Genomic DNA, 18,383 nt, shown 5'->3' with positions numbered 1-18,383 from the left:
GTTCGTCAATTGATGGTAACTTTACGCCCATTATCCCTGTGTTTTAAACTTATGAAGATGAATACCTACAGATCCCTGATGCTGCTGGCAGTTTTTGCCACAACACTCGTTTCCTGCGGAAGCCTTGAAATGGCCGGCCCGGATAACGTTACCCCTACCACACCACCGCCCACCACACCACCTGTAACAGGCAATAATAAAATTGAAGGCACCTGGAACTTTGCAGGCGTTCGTGTAAACAGCGTTAGCAGCATATCGGAATCAGGCGCCAAAGCCATTGTTTACAGCGACTATACCACCTTCAATAACAAAGGCGTAGTGGTAATTGATGGAAGTACTTTCAAGATAACAGGCATGAGCTATTCTATCGATGCGGTTATCAGGAATGTGCTGTACATGAACGGAGAGCTGATCACTGATCTGCAAATGCCTTTCCAGATGGCGATGGATCCGTATAATGCTTCCAACCCCTATAAACTGGTAGGAGCAGATTCTATTTATTTCAGCGCGGGTGTAATGGAAACTCCTTCCTATGGTGGTGGTACTGTTGAAGTACAGGCTGCGGGTGGAAAAATTTCCTGGAGTGCAGATACGCTGTTGCTGACACTGAATCTTAACCAGGTAGAATCTTCCGCTGTTGTAACCGGCTTTGAAGTGATGAAACTGGTGAAACAGAAATAAAAGAGTTACCGGTTATCTTTTGGAAGAAAGATAACCGGTGATGGTCCCTACTTCTTCCTTGCATCAGCCGCCTGCCAGATGGATTTGATTGTCGCCTCATCGTTCATGCCATCCGGACATTGCGCAGAGCGGGTATTGGCCCGGTATTTCAGTCTTGGTTTTTTCCGGCCTAAAGTAACTACACGGGTAACAGGCATCTGCAAATGACCATTGGCGTCATGATCTGCTACCCATTGATGCGCATATCGCAGCCAGTTGTTCCGGTATTGTTCCGGTTGCTGATAAAACCAGCTGATTTCATCAAAGCCCCACGGATAAATGGTAGTGGTATCCGGCACACCCGGATGATCGCTGATACCAAAATTATCCAACTCCACCAGGTAAGGCATTGACGCGGCTTTCCAGCCACTGGGTGTAATACCGCCTTTGCTTCTCCCGAAAAGGGCATCCGTAAAACCCATTTCTAAAATACCTTCCTGCGGATGCGCCGGCACTGATTTAATGCGCAGCGGGAACGAGTTAAAATCCAGTAAGCTTTTATCATTGACTACCATACCACCTGATGGCGTATGTGCATCGAGCAATACCCAGTGATGGCGGGTGTGATCTTTTGCATAGGCTCGTAATTTTTCCAGGAAGGCGGCCCATTCCGTCAGTTGTGGATCTTCCATGCCTATCAGGGCAATTTGTCCGAGGTGCAACGCTTCGCAGCCCACTTCCATGTAGGTGCCCGCCAGGAACATAAACCACAGCTGCGTTTCCACGCGCGTAATGTCCGGTACGCTGTTGCCTTTACTCCAGTGATCTACCAGTTTACCTTTTGTGTTGAGCATGCCGGCGTACTGGAAGTGCCGGTCTTCCGCCGGTAACCCTAATGCTTTGAATGCCCACGCCGGAACAGGAATCGTGTTTACCTGTTCGCTGATCTGCTCAAACAGGGCAGCCTGGAAAATTACTTCCGGATCATTTTTATGCACTTCCTGTACCAGCTGTTTGGCGCGACTAAGAAAATCTTTGTTGTTGAGTACCGATTCCCCGCCCCAGCGGTATATGGCGCGGCCTATAAACTTTGCCCCGATGTTCCGGATCAGGCGGATGTCGTCTTCTTTGTGGGGATAAGGCGCATCGGAGGCGTAAGGATCTACCGAAAGAAATTCGGTCATGGTAACCGCATGATCCAGGTAATGTTCCAACGCAGGCCGGGTAATGCCTTTTTCGTTGAAGGAGGGTGATTGGGAGCGGGCGGTCATCGCCCACAAACTAATGCCTGCAGCCAGCAATGCTGCCGCCGGACGCTGAGTGAATGCTAACATGTCGTGGAATAAATTTTGAAAACAAGATACTTTTTTTTGACTGGCAGAAATAACATTTTTGGTTGTGTGGTGCAATTGTTTTTATATTGGGTTTATTAAAACGACCCAACCAGCATATGAGTTTACTGCCGGATATATTTCCCGTCTTGTCCACGCCGCGTCTTCACCTGATTGAAATTGAGCATTCGCATCAGCCGGATTTGTTTTACCTGCTGACAGATAAACGGGTAACCCGCTACTATCATGTAATACCCCTGAATGAAGTGGCCAATGTCCGACCGGTCATCGATCTTTTTAAAAAACGTTTTGCTGATAAGCAGGGGATCCGCTGGGGTATTGCCCTGGAAGAAAAAACAGCGCTGATCGGTTTTATCGGTTTCAATAATTATGAAACGGCAGATACGGTGCCGCTGGTATTTGCGCTGGTACAGGAATACTGGGGTAAAGGCTTCATGGCCGAAGCTATTGAGGCGGTGGTACAGTATTGTTTCTCCGCACTGGATCTGAAAAAGATCGTTGCAGACGTGTTACCCGGCAACGAAGCCTCTGAAAGGGTGCTGATTAAAACAGGATTCCACCATGAAGCGCTGGTGGTGAAAGGCATGATATGGGACGACAAAGGATACGACGTTAACCGGTATGTAAGGGATAAAACGCCGGACCTGTAAGTATCTCTATTGTCCGGTTGAGGACATGACAATACTGATTCCTGCAACCAGGAACAATAAAGACACTCACAGGAATTACAGATGCAGGATTAAGCTTTTTTAGCGGCAGTTTTCTTGGGAGCAGCTTTCTTAGGCGTCACTTTTTTGTCGGCGGCTTTGGGAGTGTTGGCTTTGGCTTTGGGCGCAGCGGCTTTCTCTGCTGCAACTTTCTTCTTCGGCTTGGCAGGTCCTTTTGGTTTATCTGTTAGTCCTGCTATCATCGCTTTAGTGGCCTTTTTTACATTCCGGAGAAATTTTTTCTCTCCCAGCTTCTCTTTTAAATCGCTTAATGCGGTTAATACTTCGGCTACTTTTACACCAGCTTCTTTTTTAAGATGCTTGCCGGTTGGTTTACTCGAATCAGTCATGGAGCATTATTTATTTACAAAATATATTATATTCAAAATTAACAATTAAATAATATTGGCAATGTTAAGTTTTATAAGACCATGATTTATAAAGAATATTCTGATCTTAGCGAAAGTAAAATCAACTATAAATTCATTATATTGGGGTAGGCTACCTTCTTTGTGTCGGAGCTTGTTATTGTTTTAACCATAGGGGTTATGGGTTCAAGAGATGTTATTATTATCGGTGGGGGCTTGTCGGGCCTCACCAGTGCTATTCATTTATCGAAAGCAGGATTACAGGTAACCGTGATCGAAAAAAGTAAATACCCTTCGCACAAGGTATGCGGGGAGTATGTTTCCAATGAAGTATTACCTTATCTGCAGTCGCTCGGGGCAGATCCTTCGGTATTGCATCCTTCCCGGATCAACCGGTTAATTATTTCAGATCATTATGGCAAAACGCTGGAAACACCGCTTCCATTGGGAGGGTTTGGTGTAAGCCGGTATACGTTCGACCAGTTCCTGATGCAAACAATGATCGAAAACGGGGTGGAGTTAATTGAAGATACCGTTACCAACGTGGTATTTGAAAACGACCGTTTTTTCATTGATACCAACAGCTATGGCGTTTTTTCAGCGCCGGTGGTGTTGGGCGCCTATGGCAAAAGAGCTGCGCTTGATGGAAAACTTGCCCGTCCGTTTTTTAATGAAAAATCGCCCTGGCTGGCCGTGAAATCGCACTACCGTGGCAACTTCCCGGCCGATACTGTTGGGCTTCATAATTTCGACGGCGGATATTGCGGCGTATCAAAAGTAGAAGATGATATCCTGAATATCTGCTACCTGGTGAGCTATGAGAGTTTTAAAAATTTTAAGCAGATAGAATCACACCGCGAGCAGGTGTTGTATCGTAATCAGCATCTGAAGGATATCTTTGAAAACAGCACCGCCTTGTTCGATAAACCTTTAACCATCAGCCAGGTATCTTTTACAGATAAAGAAAAGGTACTGAATCATATCCTGATGATTGGTGATACTGCTGGGCTTATTCACCCGCTTTGCGGCAACGGTATGGCGATGGCCATACAAAGCGCGCAGATAGCCTCCGATAAGGTGCTGGAATATTTTTCAGCCGCCACACGTAACCGTTTATTGATGGAGCAGAATTATACGAAAGCCTGGAACAAAATGTTCAGTGGCCGTATGCGCACCGGCCGTGTATTATCGCGGTTGTTCCGCAATGAAAAACTTTCCGCTACCATGATGAAAGGACTGATCCTCTTCCCCGGCCTGCTGCCGGGAATCATCAGGCGCACGCATGGGAAACCGTTAAATGCCGTACCGGAATGCGTGTAAAAACCCGGCACCGGAGCCAGGCTACCGAAATCATGGACGATTTCAGTATGGACGGCGATCTGCTGAAAGCTACGCTGGATAAAATAGCACAAATCAATTTCTTATTGGGAGGCAACCGCATCACCCGCAAAGGGGTAGCGGCCCTCATCAAAAATATTCCCGCCAGCGAGGAAATTACCATCGTGGATATCGGCTGCGGCAACGGTGATATGCTGCGGCAACTGTCGGATACTTTTTCTTCCCAAAGAAAAATAAAACTTACCGGCATTGATGCCAACCAGGCTACGGTAACGCATGCACGGAATTTATCAAAAGATTATCCGCACATTGAGTATTATTGCCAGGATATTACGCAGCCGGCCTTCCGGGAGCAACGCTATGATATTATTTTATGCACGCTTACGCTGCATCACTTTAAAGAAGCAGAAATCCGGGAACTGATGAAAGTCTTTTACCGGCAGGCCGGGAAAGGAGTAGTCGTTAATGACCTGCACCGCAGCGCATTGGCATACCGCCTGTTTCAACTGGTATGCTTTGTGTTTAATTTAAATAATATGGTCAGGGAAGATGGACTGGTATCCATTCTCCGGGGATTTAAAAAGAAAGAATTACAACATTTATCGGCTGAACTTAATATTGATCAGTATTCTCTCAAATGGAAATGGGCGTTCCGGTATCAATGGATAATCAATAAACTATGAGCGTTAAAATTCAGACTGTCACAAAAGCACTACCGCCTTACTCAAGAACCACCGCTGAAATTATCCCTTACTTATCCTTATGGCTCCAGGGCCAGGAAGAAAGATTTATCCGCAAGGTGATCAAGATTTTTGAAAACGCCGGCGTGGATAAACGCTATTCTATTATGGGACCTGAAGAAGTATTTACCAGTACTTCTTTTGAAGATAAAAATAATATCTACCAGCGGGAGATGATTGCCCTGGGCCGGACCTGCCTGCAAAGCGCGCTGGATAAAGCCGGTTTGAAAGGAACAGATCTCGACTATATCATCACCGTGAGCTGCACCGGCATCATGATCCCTTCCCTGGATGCATACCTGATCAATGAATTACAGCTGCGCCAGGATATTGTACGCCTGCCCGTTACGGAGATGGGTTGTGCCGCGGGAGTTTCGGGGATCATCTATGCCAAAAAAATGCTGGAGGCCAACCCCGGTAAACGAGCGGCGGTAATAGCGGTGGAGTCGCCTACCGCTACGTTCCAGCTCGACGATTTTTCGATGGCCAATATCGTCAGTGCAGCCATCTTCGGCGACGGCGCCGCCTGCGCGATCCTCTCTTCACATGAGCAGGATCCCGGTCCGGAAATTATCGCGGAAGAAATGTATCACTTCTATGATGCGGAATACCTGATGGGATTCCATCTCTCCAACACCGGTTTAAAAATGGTGCTGGATATAGAAGTACCTGAAAAAATAGAAGCGCACTTCGGCGATATCGTACATCCTTTCCTGGCAAAGAATAATCTTACTATCGAAGATATCGACCATCTCATTTTTCATCCCGGCGGAAAAAAGATCATTACCCTCGTGGAAGAACTGTTCCGCACTATGGGAAAGAAACTGGACGATACCAAAGAAATTCTGCGGTCGTATGGCAACATGTCCAGCGCTACGGTGTTATATGTATTGGAAAGGTTTATGGAGCAGTCGTTGCCCAAAGGCGATAAAGGACTGATGTTGAGCTTCGGCCCGGGCTTTTCCGCACAAAGAATATTATTACAATGGTAACAGAGTTTGCACCTTACTGGGCATTAATATTGGGAGGCAGCAGCGGGCTTGGACTGGCATCGGCACGTAAGCTGGCGGCGAATGGCATGAACATCTGCATTGTGCACCGCAATACCCGCGTGGAACTGGCAGAGATCCAACAGCAGTTTGAGGAGATCAGGTCACAGGGCGTGCAGTTGCTGACCTTTAACACCGATGTACTTAACACGGAAAAACGTGCAGACATCTTGCAGCAGTTACAGGAAGCGATGGGCACGGGCCGTATCCGCTGCCTGCTGCACAGTATCGCAAGGGGCAACCTCAAAGCGTTACCGGATCTGGAGGCAGACGATTTCAATACCACCATCGGCCATATGGCGGTGAGCTTATACGAATGGTCGGCCGATATCCTCCACAGGCAACTGTTTGCCACAGATGCACGTATCCTTTCTTTTACAAGCGATGGTAGTTATAAAGCAATGGCGCACTATGCAGCAGTATCTGCTGCGAAGGCGGCGCTGGAATCCATTACCCGGAGCATAGCGCTGGAATTTGCGCCGCATGGCATCCGGGCCAACTGCATCCGCGCCGGGGTTACCGACACCGCCTCGTTGCGAAAAATTCCGGGTAGCGAAGCGTTGTTGGAATACAGCAGGGAAAGGAACCCTTTCCGGCAGCTTACCACCCCGGAAGACGTTGCGAATGTAGTATACCTGCTGTGCAAAGATGAAGCCGCCTGGATCAATGGCGCCATTATACCGGTGGACGGAGGAACACATATTCATTAGCGTATGACAAAAGAAGAGATCCTGCAGCATTTACCATATGCACCGCCTTTCCTGTTTGTGGATGAACTGGAATATATCGATGAAGAAAAGGTAACGGGTATATATACCTTTCACGCAGATATGCCTTGCTATAAGGGCCACTTTAAAGGGCTTCCTGTTACGCCGGGCGTATTGCTTACAGAGGTAATGGCGCAAACAGGGCTGGCCTGCCTGGGTATTTATCTTTTGAGAGATGAGATACAGGAGCAGTTACCCACGGTAGCCATGACCTCTGCCCACATCGACTTTTACTTGCCTGTGGCGCCCGGTGAAACGGTGAAGGCGCAGGCCACGAAAATATATTTCCGCTTTAACAAGTTAAAATGCCGCGTGGCATTATATAATACTGCCGGTGCATTAGTCTGCGATGGAACGATGGCCGGCATGATCATCAATAGTAAAAATGAATAACAGGGTTGTCATAACAGGTTTAGGAGTAGTAGCGCCAAACGGCACCGGCATCGCCGCTTTCAGCGAAGCGATCAAAAAAGGAATATCCGGTATCCGTTATGATGAACAACTGGCCGCGCTGAAATTTTCCTGCCAGATTGCGGGTAAGCCGGATGTGCCGGAAAGTTTGCAACAGCAGTATTTTGAAGAGCTGGAACTAAAGCAGCTGAGCAGTTCCGGTATCATTTACGGTGTAATAGCCGGCATGCAGGCATGGGCTGATGCTGGATTAGCCATTGCACCGGAAACCCCCGACTGGGACAGCGGCACCATTTTCGGCGCCGGTACTTCCGGCGTGGATAAATTCCGCGAATCCGTTTATAAGGTAGATGAACTACAGGTGCGTCGTTTAGGCAGCACCGCAGTTACGCAAACCATGACCAGCGGCATCAGCGCTTTCCTCGGTGGTAAACTGGGGCTCGGCAACCAGGTAACCACCAATTCCTCTGCCTGTACCACCGGCGCAGAAAGTGTACTGATGGCTTATGAGCGGATTAAATACGGTCATGCTAAACGTATCCTGGCCGGCAGTACCAGCGATAGTGGTCCTTACATCTGGGGTGGCTTCGATGCCATGAAAGTAAGCACCTTCAAATTTAATGAACGCCCGGAAGCAGCTTCCCGGCCCATGAGCGCTACCGCAAGCGGTATTGTTCCCGGCAGCGGGGCAGGAGCGTTGGTACTGGAATCGCTGGATAGCGCGCTGGAACGCGGTGCTACCATCTATGCAGAAGTACTGGGCGGCAATATCAATTCCGGCGGGCAACGGAACGGTGGCAGTATGACGGCCCCCAACCCCGTTGCAGTGCAGCGTTGCATTACAGCGGCCCTTCAACAGGCAGGTGTGCAGGCCGCTGATATTGACCTGATCAACGGTCACCTTACCGCCACCGGCAAAGATGCAGAGGAAATAGCTAACTGGTGTACCGCCCTTCAGCGCAACGGGAAAAACTTTCCTTATATCAATGCGTTGAAATCGATGGTGGGGCATTGTCTCAGCGCCTCCGGAAGTATTGAACTGGTAGCGGTGGCATTGCAGCTGAAGGAAGGATTTGTATCTCCCAATATCAACTGTGAAGATCTTCACCCTGATATTCAGGCACTGGTAGACCGGGAAAGAATTCCGGAACAGCTATTGTATAAAGACATAAATTTAGCAGCGAAAGCGAGTTTTGGTTTTGGAGATGTAAACGCTTGTATTATTCTACAAAAATACCTGCAATCTTAAACAAAATAATATGGACAAAGAGACATTCATTGAGCAGTTGAGAGAAATAGTAAGGCCCTACGCTAAGAATCAGGAAGCGCTGGCAACCATCAATACTTCCACCGATTTTATCAATGACCTCAAAATTAATTCTGCCAACCTGGTAGACGTGGTACTGGATGTAGAAGAGAAATACGATATCGTAATCCAGAACGAAGAAATGGAACGTATGCTCAACGTGCAGGCTGCCCTCGATATCGTGGAAGCAAAGCTGAATGAAAAATGATCGGCAACGACATTATAGATCTCCGGGCTGCTGCCACCGAAAGCCGTATTGATCGCAAAGGCTTCCTGGAGAAATTGTTCCTGCCGGAGGAAATCAGGATGATCCGGGAGGCCGCCACCCCGGCAATATTCACCTGGTTGCTGTGGAGCTGTAAGGAAGCGGTGTATAAAATAGTGCATCGTAATACCCGCGAAAGGCGGTATGCACCGCAAAGGTTTTCCTGCCAGGTAGAACAGGACGTTACTTCAACCGGGTGCTATAACGGCATCGTATTATATAATCAACATACCTATTGTTATCAGAGTTTTATTACGGATCATTGTATCCATACCTATGCGGCCGAAAACCCCCGGCTGATACAACACGCGGCCGTATTTACAAAACAGGCTGCTGGTGAAAACTATGCAGATTTTATGCAGGAAGTACTTTCTTTACAGGAATTATTTTATAAAGATGATAATGGAATACCGTATATCCTTCACCGTGAGGATGGCAGGAGTATGCCGGTTTCTGTGAGCCATCATGGAAAATACTGTGGCATTGTAAAACTGAAAGACTTCGGCAAATACCCCCTTTAACCTACCTGACTTAAAAATAACATCGGACGTTTCATTGCTGTAAAAAAGCAAAACCGGGTTAACTACCCTGGTAAAAACCGGTTTAAAATCATGTTCCCACCCTCATCATGATTAATTTGTAGGTATGTATATACATAATGCTAATAAACTACCATCATGTAGCAAAATACTATCAAAATGGCGTGTTATTATACCCGATATTTACCATTATTAACAACCAGATAGCTATAGTAATGATTGACGGGCCTCCCCGTCGTACAAGTACAGTGCACAATTAATTGAAGAAAATTATGTTCCAACGTTGTGTCAGACTCACCATCTGCTCTCTTGCCTTTTTATACGCGTGTAACAATGGCGATACACCCGGTAATCAGCAGGAGAAATTACCTGAAATTGTAGACTACAATTTTGACATCCGCCCTATCTTGTCAGATAAGTGCTATGCCTGCCACGGTCCGGATGCCAATAAACGGGAAGCCGGTCTGCGCCTCGATATTGCCGACAGTGCCTATAAAGCGCTGCGTGAAACACCGGGCGCACACGCGCTGGTACCCGGTAACCCTATGGCTTCTGTATTGTATCAGCGCATCAGCACCACAGATACTTCGATGCGCATGCCGCCGCCATCCTCCAATATGTCGCTCAGCAACTATGAAGTAAAACTGATTGAAAAATGGATCAAACAAGGCGCAAAGTATAAACCGCACTGGGCCTTCGTGGCGCCGGTAACACCCGCACTGCCCAAAGTGAACAAAGAGAAATGGGCACGTAACGAAATAGACCATTTTGTATTGGCCCGCATGGAGGAAAAAGGGCTGGAACCCAACCCGGCAGCGGATCATGAAAGACTGCTCAAACGCCTTTGCCTCGACCTTACCGGCCTGCCTCCATCTCCTGAAAGAATGGAACGCTTTGCCAAAGACACCAGCGACGCGGGTTACGAACGCATGGTAGATGAACTGCTGCAGGACAGCGCCTATGGCGAAAAGATGGCGGTACACTGGATGGATGTGGCCCGTTATGCTGATTCGCACGGCTACCAGGACGATAACTACCGCACCATGTGGCCCTGGCGTGATTGGGTGATCCACGCATTCAATGAAAATCTGTCTTACAAAGATTTTATTACCTGGCAGATTGCCGGAGACATGATCCCCGGCGCCACCCGCGAACAACTGCTGGCGTCCGGCTTTAACCGCAATCATAAAATCACGGAAGAAGGCGGCGTAATAGATGAGGAATACCGTATAGAGTATGTTTCCGACCGCACCAACACATTTGGTAAAAGCATGCTCGGCATCACCATCGAATGCGCCCACTGTCATGATCACAAGTATGATCCGTTCTCACAAAAAGAATACTATGAACTTTTCGCCTTCTTTAATAATGTAAAGGAAGTAGGACTGCAATCCGTAGTAGGCGGCCCGGAAACCTATGCCAAAACGCCTTACATGGAGATCACGAAAGAAGATCTCAATGGCGTGCTGAAATTTATTAATAAACAGGACAGCAACAGGTTGATTGTATCTGTAATGGGCGAAAGGGATACTACCCGGAAAACGTATATCCTTGGCCGTGGTAACTATGACAACCCTACGCTGGAAGTGCAACCGGAAACGCCACACGCGGTGTTGCCGTTTGATGTGAAACAATACCCGGCCAACCGCCTCGGACTGGCCAACTGGCTGTTCGATAAGCGGAACCCGCTCACCGCAAGGGTTTTCGTTAACCAGCAATGGCAGGAAATATTTGGCAGGGGCATCGTGAAAAGCACCGGCGACTTCGGGATGCAGGGAGATCTGCCTACCAACCCGCAACTGCTCGACTGGCTCGCGGTGGACTTTATGCAGCATGGCTGGAATATAAAACGCCTCATGAAACAAATGGTGATGACCACCACCTACCGGCAATCGGCCGCTGTTTCCAAAGACAAACTAAAAGCCGATCCTGAAAATATTTATCTCTCCCGCGGGCCACGGTTCCGTCTACCCGCAGAAGGCGTGCGTGACCTGGTGCTGAAAAGCAGCGGCCTGCTGGTACCGGTAATCGGCGGCCCCAGTGTAAAACCTTATCAACCTAAAGGCTTATGGGAAATGGCTACTTCCGGCAGGGGAATTTTGGCCAGCTATAAACAGGATCATGGCGAAAGCCTCTACCGCAGAGGGCTATACACCTTCATTAAACGTACGGTACCGCCGCCATCCATGATGATCTTTGACGCCAGCAACCGTGATCAGTGCGAAGTGAAACGCGCCAGCACCAATACGCCGCTGCAGGCGCTCATCATGCTCAATGATCCTACTGTGCTGGAAGCCTCCAGGGTACTGGCTTCCCGGCTACTGCAAAAAGATAATAATACCTCCAGGAATATTCAACAGGCGTTCCGTTTAATTGTTTGCCGCACACCGCAACCACAGGAACTAACCTTGCTGGAGAAGTATTATGAGCAGCAACAGCAGCTGTACAAACAACAGCCGGCCAGCGCAGCAAAGCTGCTGCAACACGGCGAATACCCGATGGCACAACACCTCGATAATGCTTCATGGGCAGCCATGATGCAGGTGATCACCACCATCTATAACCTGGAGGAAACGCTTTCAAAAACGTAAAGTCACGCATAATAAAGGACGATGAAAAACGAATTCATAGAACACCACCTGAATATGAACCGCCGCAAGTTCTTGTCGCGCCTGAGTCTTGGCGTGGGCAGCCTCGCACTGGGTTCATTGCTGGTACCTGACCTCTTTGGCAAAAACAGTGGGGAGGAGGCGCCTTTTATTCCCGGCATGCCGCACTTTGCACCCAAAGCAAAAAGGGTGATCTACCTGTTCCAGAACGGAGCGCCTTCACAATTGGAGAGCTTCGACTACAAACCCAAACTACGGGAAATGATGGGACAGGAACTACCGGCCTCTATCCGTATGGGACAGCGTTTAACAGGCATGACCTCCGGGCAGTCGTCTTTCCCGCTGGTGGGCTCGCACTACGATTTTCACCAGTACGGCGAAGCACGCGCCTGGATCAGCGATCTGTTTCCACACACCGCTAAAATAGTGGACGACATCTGTATTGTACGTTCCATGTTTACGGAAGCGATCAACCATGATCCGGCCCTTACCTTTTTCCAGACAGGGGCGCAACAGGGCAACCGCGCCAGCTTTGGCTCCTGGATGAGCTATGGCCTCGGCAGTGAAAATAAAAACCTGCCTGCATTTTGTGTGCTGCTGTCGAGAGGTAAAGGAAACGGGCAAGGCGTATACTCCAAGTTGTGGTCCAACGGATTTTTAGACAGCATCCACCAGGGCGTTCAGTTCAGCAGCGGTGAAAGCCCTGTGCTGTACCTGAATAACCCGGAAGGCATTGATATGGCCAATCGCCGCCAGATGCTGGATCAGCTGGCCGCACTGAATGATCAGTCGTATAAAGAATTTGGCGACCCGGAAATCAATACCAAGATCCAGCAGTACGAAATGGCCTACCGCATGCAAACGGCCGTACCCGAACTCACTGATCTCTCTAAAGAATCAGATGATATCATTAAGCTGTATGGACCGGATTGCCTGGTGCCCGGCACTTTTGCCGCTAACTGCCTGTTGTCGAGGAAGCTCTCTGAAAGCGGTGTGCGCTTTATCCAGCTATACCACCAGGGCTGGGATCAGCATGGCAACCTGCCTAATGAAATGGCCGGACAGGCAAAGGATGTAGACCGCGCCTCCGCAGCATTGATCACCGATCTGAAGCAACGGGGTTTACTCGATGAAACGCTGGTGATATGGGGCGGCGAATTTGGCAGAACCAACTATTGCCAGGGTAAAATGACCGCCGATAATTATGGCCGCGATCACCATCCACGCTGCTTCTCCATCTGGATGGCCGGCGGTGGCGTAAAACCCGGTATCGTATACGGTGAAACAGATGAATTCGGATACAATATTGTGAAAGACCCGGTACACGTGCATGATTTCCATGCCACCATTTTACACCTGATGGGACTGGATCACGAGAAATTAACTTTTAAACACCAGGGACGCCGCTACCGCCTCACAGACGTGGCTGGCAAGGTAATCCCGGGATTGATGGCCTGATAAAAACACTGTTATAATGGAAAGAAGAAAATTCATACAGACGTCGGCGTTAGTAACCGCCTCCTTTTATATTTCCCGTGATCTTTTCGCCAAACCCAAAGGACCGGTATATGGCCACAATAACATGCGCTACGCACTGGACACCAAATGGGGCACACTCGACAGCAGCCGCTACCCGGTGAAAGATTGCCATGAAATGGTGCAGGACAAAAAAGGCCGCATTATCCTGCTTACCAACGAAACAAAGAATAATATCCTCATCTATAATAAATCCGGCAAGTTATTGGAAAACTGGGGTCATGAATTCCCCGGTGCGCACGGACTTACACTCAGCAACGAAAACGGTACGGAGTTCCTGTTCATTACCGATACCGAAAAACACCAGGTATATAAAACCACGATGGAAGGTAAAATCCTGCTGACCATCGACTATCCCGCTGAAACAGGCGTGTATAAAAAGAAAGAAGAGTTTGTACCTACGGAAACCACGGTAGCAGACAACGGCGACTTTTATATCGCAGACGGCTATGGCGCACAATATGTAATGCGTTATGACCGCAACGGTAAGCTGTTGGGGTATTTTGGAGGAAGAGGTCAGGGAGATGAACACCTGGACAATGCCCACGGTATTGTAGTAGATCATCGCAAAGGCACACCTACGCTTATTGTTACCGACAGAACACGGAATTGCTTTAAACGCTTCAGTCTTGACGGACAATTGCAGGAAGTAATTGCCCTGCCTGGCGCCTGCGTATGCCGCCCGGTTATAAAAGGTGATCACCTGTATGCCGCAGTATTACGCTCGCCCAACATGGATAAAGAGGGCAGTGGCTTTGTAACGATACTGGATAAAGACAATAAGGTGGTTTCCAACATTGGAGGTACCGCACCGGTATATACCAACGGAAAGCTGGAGCCGATGCAGCAGGCAGAGAAAATATTTGTACATCCGCATGATGTATGTGTGGACAACGACGGGAACCTCTACGTGGCGCAATGGGCCTCCGGGAAAGTGTATCCTTATAAACTCAGGAGGGTATAATGACCGTGAAACAGCCATCCAGATGGCAAAGCGCAGGCAGCAGCCTGTTATTTGCCGGTAATATTTTTATCCTTTTCCTCGTGATCTTTGGCAACAGGGTGGTGTTACCTCCCTGGCTGCAGGTGCTGGGGCGCATGCATCCCTTGTTGCTGCATTTTCCTATTGTGCTGATCCTTGTGGCAGGCATTTTAACGTTTATCCGTTTACGTGAGCCTGCCGCTGAAGCATGGAAACAACAGCTGGCGGCGGTGTTGCTGCTCACCGGCGCACTCAGTGCAGTCGTTACCGTTATCATGGGACTGTTTTTATCCGGTGAAGAAGGATACAACGGCAGCGGCACTTTACAGTGGCACAAATGGAGCGGCGTGAGCATGTGCTGGCTGGCCTCCCTCTTATACTGGTTTGGACAATCAGAGAAAAGCCGCCCGGTGTTACAGAAAGGGGGTATCCTTATCACCGCGGCATTGCTGGTGATCACCGGTCACTTCGGAGCCGACATTACGCACGGCGAAAACTTTGTGCTGGCGCCGGTAAGTCCCGCTGGAAAAGGACCACAGGTGCCCTTTGATCAGGCGCTGGTATATGAGCATCTGGTGAAACCGGTGTTGCAGGAAAAATGTATGAACTGCCACAACGCAGGTAAGGCAAAAGGAGAGCTGGCAATGGAGTTGCCGCAGCAACTCCTGAAAGGAGGAAAGAGCGGCAAACTGTTTGTAGCCGGCAAACCGGAAATGAGCCTGTTAATGGAAAGACTGCATCTGCCACTGGATGCCAAAAAGCATATGCCGCCGGCAGGAAAACCACAGCTCACACCGGAAGAAGCAGACCTGTTGTATTACTGGATCAAAGGCGGCGCCGATTTCAAAACAAAGGTAGCTGCATTACCCGCAAAGGACAGCCTGCGGTTGCTGGCCACTGCTATGTTGCAGCCCGCTGCTTCCACTGCCCCGGTATACAATTTTGCCGCAGCAGATGAAAAGCTGGTGCAAAAGCTGAATAATAACTACCGGGTTATTTACCCGATAGCATTGAATGTTGCGCCACTTGTTGTAAACTGTTATAATAAGGATCAGTTCAACAGTAAATCAATAGAAGAACTGCTGCCGCTGAAAAAACAGATCATAGAAATGCACCTGCAGAAGATGCCGGTGCAGGATGCCGATCTGAATATCATTGCACAGTTTCCGGAACTGCGGGTGCTGAACCTGAGCTTTACTAACGTAAAGGGACAAACGCTGTCGGCCCTGGCGAAGCTGCCTCACCTGGAAAGTCTTTCCCTGTCAGGCACGCCGGTTACGCTGCAACAGTTACAGGTGTTGAAAACGGCGCCTGCATTGAAGGAGCTGTACCTGTGGAACACTGCACTCACTGCAGCCGAACTGGACCAGCTGCCTGCCGTATTTAAACAGGTAGCCATCATCAAAGGATTTACAGACGATGGTAAACAACTACTGAAACTGAATCAACCTTTATTGCTGAACACCGCTTCCGTTTTCCGTAGTGCCACGCAGCTGCTGCTGAAGCACCCGATAAAAGGCGTGGAGATCCGTTATACCACGGACGGGTCGGTACCGGACAGCATCAATTCACCCCTGTTTAAAGACAGCCTGTTGCTGCAAAGTAATACGACCATTCGTGCCATTGCCTGCAAAAAAGGCTGGTATGCCAGCGACCCGGTGCAGTTCAGTTTTTACAAATCTTCGTATAGCCCTGACAGTGTGGTATTGCTCACACAGCCGGATGGCAGCTATGCCGGTAACGGCGCCAAAACCTTATGCGACGGGCAGAAAGGTGGCGTGGATCAGGGCAACGGAAAATGGCTGGGCTATGTAAAAGAGCCAATGACAGCTATGCTGCTATTCAAACAGCCCGTACCCCTGCAGTCAGTGTCGGTAGGTATCTTACGAAATATCAACGGGTATATTTTCCCTCCCGCTAAAATAGAAATATGGGGTGGTGCAGATGCACAACACCTGAAACTATTGAAACGGATCATTCCCGCTGCAGGGAAAAAAGACGATCCTGCGGCTTCAATGGAAATAGCAGCCGCTTTCCCGCTTACCACCGTTTCCTGTGTGAAGCTGGTAATGGAGCCTTTGCTGAAAATACCAGGCTGGCATCCTGGCAAAGGAGGCCGCGGATGGGCATTTGCAGATGAAGTGTTATTGAATTAGCGGTTATAATCCGCAACAGCGAACATTGAAAATAAACCACCGGTGGCAGGTATTTACCTGGCCACCGGTTACTTTTTGGTGAAGCAGGGGAATACGTGGAATGATAAAAGTAAATATTATCTTAACATTCCATTATTCCACGTATAATTTTCACTCATGAAGTCCAGGTATCTTATTTTTTTATTGATCTTGTTTTATCATGTGCCGCTGTTGGCACAACGGGTAAAGATCGCCTGCCTGGGTGCAAGCATCTGTGCGGGCGCCCGCCTGCAACATCCTGAAACGGAATCCTACCCGGCGCAGCTGGGAAAGCTGCTGGGGCCAGGCTTTGAGGTCACCAACTATGGCGTAAGCAGCACCACCTTACTCAAAAAAGGGGATCATCCCTATTGGAATACGCCGGAGTATAAAGCTGCGCTGGCAAGTGAACCAGACATTGTGCTGATCGACCTGGGCGGCAACGACAGCAAGCTGATTAACCGCATACATCTCGATGAATACGAATCGGATTACCACGACATGATCCGGGCATTCCGGGCATTGCCTTCGCATCCGCGTATCCTCCTGTTGCAGCCCATTGTTTCCTTTGTGAAAGACACTACCCAGATCTGGGACCCGGTTATTACAACACAGATTTTACCAAAGGTAAGACAGGTGGCTTATGATGAAAACCTGGAGCTGGTAAACCTGAATGCGCTGTTGATCGGTAAACCCGGACTTATGCCGGATGGTATTCATCCTGAACTAACGGGTACCACGCTGATGGCGAAAACACTTTTTGAAGTGCTGCACCCGGTGCGGGATACGGCTTTTAACGCTATCAACCACCTGCCGGGCGATAAAAAGATCACCTCATTTTATGGATACCGTTGCGCGGATTTTGAGTTCAGCGGGCGCGCCTGTAAAGTGGTAGCGCCTAAGTTTGCGGCTGCCGGGCATCCGTGGATCTGGCGCGCCCGTTTCTGGGGCCATGAACCGCAAACAGATATTGCCCTGCTGGAAAGAGGTTATCATGTGGTGTATTGCGATGTGGCGGAACTGTTTGGCAATAAGGAAGCCATACAATTATGGAACGGCTATTACTCATTGTTGCGCAAAGCCGGACTGGCACGTAAAACAGTGATGGAAGGCATGAGCAGGGGAGCGGTTTATGTGTACAACTGGGCGGCTGAAAATCCGGATAAGGTAGCGGCCGTGTACGTAGATAACCCGGTGATAGACCTGTGCAGCTGGCCAGGCAGCCAGTTTAAAAAACAGTTCACAAAACGTAACGAATGGGAAGCTTTCAAAAAGGATTATGGTTTTACTTCCGATAGTGCTGCTATGTTGTTTAAAGGAAGTCCGCTCTATAAAACAAAGGAAATTGTAAAGGGAAAATACCCGATGCTGCATGTGTTGGCAGATGCGGATACAGATGTGCCACCGGCGGAAAACACATTGCCATTTGAAGAGAAAATAAAAGCGCTGAAGGGGGATATAACGGTGATGCATAAACCGGGATTTGCCCATCATCCGCATAGTTTCCCGGACCCTACGCCCATTGTGGATTTTATCTTAAAAGCGGTAAAGTAAAACAGTTAGCTTCCGGTATTGTGCCG

The 18,383-nt window shown here is 48.8% G+C and carries 17 protein-coding genes; 15 read left to right on the top strand and 2 right to left on the bottom strand.

What is annotated here, in order from left to right; translation table 11 throughout:
* Nucleotides 1-57 precede the first annotated feature (57 nt).
* A complete protein-coding gene (locus B5Z18_RS03610) occupies nucleotides 58-681 on the top strand; it encodes a hypothetical protein (RefSeq protein ID WP_079468023.1) in 624 nt (207 codons plus the stop codon).
* 47 nt (nucleotides 682-728) lie between these two features.
* Here the strand turns inward: B5Z18_RS03610 and B5Z18_RS03605 are convergent, their stop codons facing one another.
* Nucleotides 729-1,994 (bottom strand): hypothetical protein, encoded by a 1,266-nt coding sequence (locus B5Z18_RS03605; protein ID WP_235015868.1) that lies wholly within the window; start codon nucleotides 1,992-1,994, stop codon nucleotides 729-731.
* Nucleotides 1,995-2,110: 116 nt separating this feature from the next.
* Between B5Z18_RS03605 and B5Z18_RS03600 the strand changes: the two genes are divergently transcribed.
* Nucleotides 2,111-2,662 carry a GNAT family N-acetyltransferase gene (locus tag B5Z18_RS03600; protein ID WP_079468022.1) on the top strand — a complete coding sequence of 184 codons (552 nt, stop codon included), beginning with the start codon at nucleotides 2,111-2,113 and terminating at the stop codon, nucleotides 2,660-2,662.
* Nucleotides 2,663-2,751: 89 nt separating this feature from the next.
* Here B5Z18_RS03600 and B5Z18_RS03595 read toward each other — a convergent pair whose 3' ends face one another.
* Complete coding sequence (locus B5Z18_RS03595; RefSeq protein WP_079468021.1) at nucleotides 2,752-3,069, bottom strand: hypothetical protein; 318 nt, start codon at nucleotides 3,067-3,069, stop codon at nucleotides 2,752-2,754.
* Between the two features lie 198 nt (nucleotides 3,070-3,267).
* Between B5Z18_RS03595 and B5Z18_RS03590 the strand changes: the two genes are divergently transcribed.
* The 13 genes from B5Z18_RS03590 (at nucleotide 3,268) to B5Z18_RS03530 (ending at nucleotide 18,357) form a co-directional block, all read left to right on the top strand.
* On the top strand, nucleotides 3,268-4,407 hold the full coding sequence (locus tag B5Z18_RS03590) for an NAD(P)/FAD-dependent oxidoreductase (protein WP_079468020.1): 1,140 nt from the start codon (nucleotides 3,268-3,270) through the stop codon (nucleotides 4,405-4,407).
* A complete protein-coding gene (locus tag B5Z18_RS03585; protein WP_079468019.1) occupies nucleotides 4,398-5,108 on the top strand; it encodes a methyltransferase domain-containing protein in 711 nt (236 codons plus the stop codon). The genes B5Z18_RS03590 and B5Z18_RS03585 overlap by 10 nt, the downstream gene beginning before the upstream one ends.
* Complete coding sequence (locus B5Z18_RS03580) at nucleotides 5,105-6,157, top strand: type III polyketide synthase (RefSeq protein ID WP_079468018.1); 1,053 nt, start codon at nucleotides 5,105-5,107, stop codon at nucleotides 6,155-6,157. The genes B5Z18_RS03585 and B5Z18_RS03580 overlap by 4 nt, the downstream gene beginning before the upstream one ends.
* Nucleotides 6,151-6,924 (top strand): SDR family oxidoreductase, encoded by a 774-nt coding sequence (locus B5Z18_RS03575; RefSeq protein WP_079468017.1) that lies wholly within the window; start codon nucleotides 6,151-6,153, stop codon nucleotides 6,922-6,924. Before B5Z18_RS03580 ends, B5Z18_RS03575 begins: the two co-directional genes overlap by 7 nt.
* A gap of 3 nt (nucleotides 6,925-6,927) precedes the next feature.
* Nucleotides 6,928-7,374 carry a 3-hydroxyacyl-ACP dehydratase FabZ family protein gene (locus B5Z18_RS03570; protein ID WP_079468016.1) on the top strand — a complete coding sequence of 149 codons (447 nt, stop codon included), beginning with the start codon at nucleotides 6,928-6,930 and terminating at the stop codon, nucleotides 7,372-7,374.
* Nucleotides 7,367-8,641 carry a beta-ketoacyl-[acyl-carrier-protein] synthase family protein gene (locus tag B5Z18_RS03565; RefSeq protein ID WP_079468015.1) on the top strand — a complete coding sequence of 425 codons (1,275 nt, stop codon included), beginning with the start codon at nucleotides 7,367-7,369 and terminating at the stop codon, nucleotides 8,639-8,641. The genes B5Z18_RS03570 and B5Z18_RS03565 overlap by 8 nt, the downstream gene beginning before the upstream one ends.
* 10 nt (nucleotides 8,642-8,651) lie before the next feature.
* Nucleotides 8,652-8,906: an acyl carrier protein gene (locus B5Z18_RS03560; RefSeq protein ID WP_079468014.1), complete on the top strand. Its 255-nt coding sequence runs from the start codon at nucleotides 8,652-8,654 to the stop codon at nucleotides 8,904-8,906.
* Complete coding sequence (locus tag B5Z18_RS03555) at nucleotides 8,903-9,484, top strand: 4'-phosphopantetheinyl transferase family protein (protein WP_079468013.1); 582 nt, start codon at nucleotides 8,903-8,905, stop codon at nucleotides 9,482-9,484. The genes B5Z18_RS03560 and B5Z18_RS03555 overlap by 4 nt, the downstream gene beginning before the upstream one ends.
* A 290-nt stretch (nucleotides 9,485-9,774) precedes the next feature.
* Nucleotides 9,775-12,093, top strand: coding sequence for a PSD1 and planctomycete cytochrome C domain-containing protein (locus B5Z18_RS03550; protein WP_079468012.1), 2,319 nt, complete (start codon nucleotides 9,775-9,777; stop codon nucleotides 12,091-12,093).
* Between the two features lie 21 nt (nucleotides 12,094-12,114).
* A complete protein-coding gene (locus B5Z18_RS03545; RefSeq protein WP_079468011.1) occupies nucleotides 12,115-13,569 on the top strand; it encodes a DUF1501 domain-containing protein in 1,455 nt (484 codons plus the stop codon).
* 16 nt (nucleotides 13,570-13,585) lie between these two features.
* Nucleotides 13,586-14,611 (top strand): NHL repeat-containing protein, encoded by a 1,026-nt coding sequence (locus B5Z18_RS03540; protein WP_079468010.1) that lies wholly within the window; start codon nucleotides 13,586-13,588, stop codon nucleotides 14,609-14,611.
* Nucleotides 14,611-16,785 carry an FN3 associated domain-containing protein gene (locus B5Z18_RS03535; RefSeq protein WP_079468009.1) on the top strand — a complete coding sequence of 725 codons (2,175 nt, stop codon included), beginning with the start codon at nucleotides 14,611-14,613 and terminating at the stop codon, nucleotides 16,783-16,785. The genes B5Z18_RS03540 and B5Z18_RS03535 overlap by 1 nt, the downstream gene beginning before the upstream one ends.
* 156 nt (nucleotides 16,786-16,941) lie before the next feature.
* Complete coding sequence (locus B5Z18_RS03530; RefSeq protein ID WP_079468008.1) at nucleotides 16,942-18,357, top strand: GDSL-type esterase/lipase family protein; 1,416 nt, start codon at nucleotides 16,942-16,944, stop codon at nucleotides 18,355-18,357.
* Nucleotides 18,358-18,383: the final 26 nt, after the last annotated feature.

It is taken from the genome of Chitinophaga ginsengisegetis, from assembly GCF_900168065.1.
GTDB lineage: Bacteria > Bacteroidota > Bacteroidia > Chitinophagales > Chitinophagaceae > Chitinophaga > Chitinophaga ginsengisegetis.
Note: the sequence above shows the minus strand (reverse complement) of the source record. Positions and strands in the feature narration are given on the sequence as shown.

Bases quoted from the DNA above. Each gene is read 5' to 3' on its own strand.
- B5Z18_RS03610 (WP_079468023.1), top strand. From the start codon at position 58: ATGAATACCTACAGATCCCTGATGCTGCTGGCAGTTTTTGCCACAACA.
- B5Z18_RS03605 (WP_235015868.1), bottom strand. From the start codon at position 1,994: ATGTTAGCATTCACTCAGCGTCCGGCGGCAGCATTGCTGGCTGCAGGC.
- B5Z18_RS03600 (WP_079468022.1), top strand. From the start codon at position 2,111: ATGAGTTTACTGCCGGATATATTTCCCGTCTTGTCCACGCCGCGTCTT.
- B5Z18_RS03595 (WP_079468021.1), bottom strand. From the start codon at position 3,069: ATGACTGATTCGAGTAAACCAACCGGCAAGCATCTTAAAAAAGAAGCT.
- B5Z18_RS03590 (WP_079468020.1), top strand. From the start codon at position 3,268: ATGGGTTCAAGAGATGTTATTATTATCGGTGGGGGCTTGTCGGGCCTC.
- B5Z18_RS03585 (WP_079468019.1), top strand. From the start codon at position 4,398: ATGCGTGTAAAAACCCGGCACCGGAGCCAGGCTACCGAAATCATGGAC.
- B5Z18_RS03580 (WP_079468018.1), top strand. From the start codon at position 5,105: ATGAGCGTTAAAATTCAGACTGTCACAAAAGCACTACCGCCTTACTCA.
- B5Z18_RS03575 (WP_079468017.1), top strand. From the start codon at position 6,151: ATGGTAACAGAGTTTGCACCTTACTGGGCATTAATATTGGGAGGCAGC.
- B5Z18_RS03570 (WP_079468016.1), top strand. From the start codon at position 6,928: ATGACAAAAGAAGAGATCCTGCAGCATTTACCATATGCACCGCCTTTC.
- B5Z18_RS03565 (WP_079468015.1), top strand. From the start codon at position 7,367: ATGAATAACAGGGTTGTCATAACAGGTTTAGGAGTAGTAGCGCCAAAC.
- B5Z18_RS03560 (WP_079468014.1), top strand. From the start codon at position 8,652: ATGGACAAAGAGACATTCATTGAGCAGTTGAGAGAAATAGTAAGGCCC.
- B5Z18_RS03555 (WP_079468013.1), top strand. From the start codon at position 8,903: ATGATCGGCAACGACATTATAGATCTCCGGGCTGCTGCCACCGAAAGC.
- B5Z18_RS03550 (WP_079468012.1), top strand. From the start codon at position 9,775: ATGTTCCAACGTTGTGTCAGACTCACCATCTGCTCTCTTGCCTTTTTA.
- B5Z18_RS03545 (WP_079468011.1), top strand. From the start codon at position 12,115: ATGAAAAACGAATTCATAGAACACCACCTGAATATGAACCGCCGCAAG.
- B5Z18_RS03540 (WP_079468010.1), top strand. From the start codon at position 13,586: ATGGAAAGAAGAAAATTCATACAGACGTCGGCGTTAGTAACCGCCTCC.
- B5Z18_RS03535 (WP_079468009.1), top strand. From the start codon at position 14,611: ATGACCGTGAAACAGCCATCCAGATGGCAAAGCGCAGGCAGCAGCCTG.
- B5Z18_RS03530 (WP_079468008.1), top strand. From the start codon at position 16,942: ATGAAGTCCAGGTATCTTATTTTTTTATTGATCTTGTTTTATCATGTG.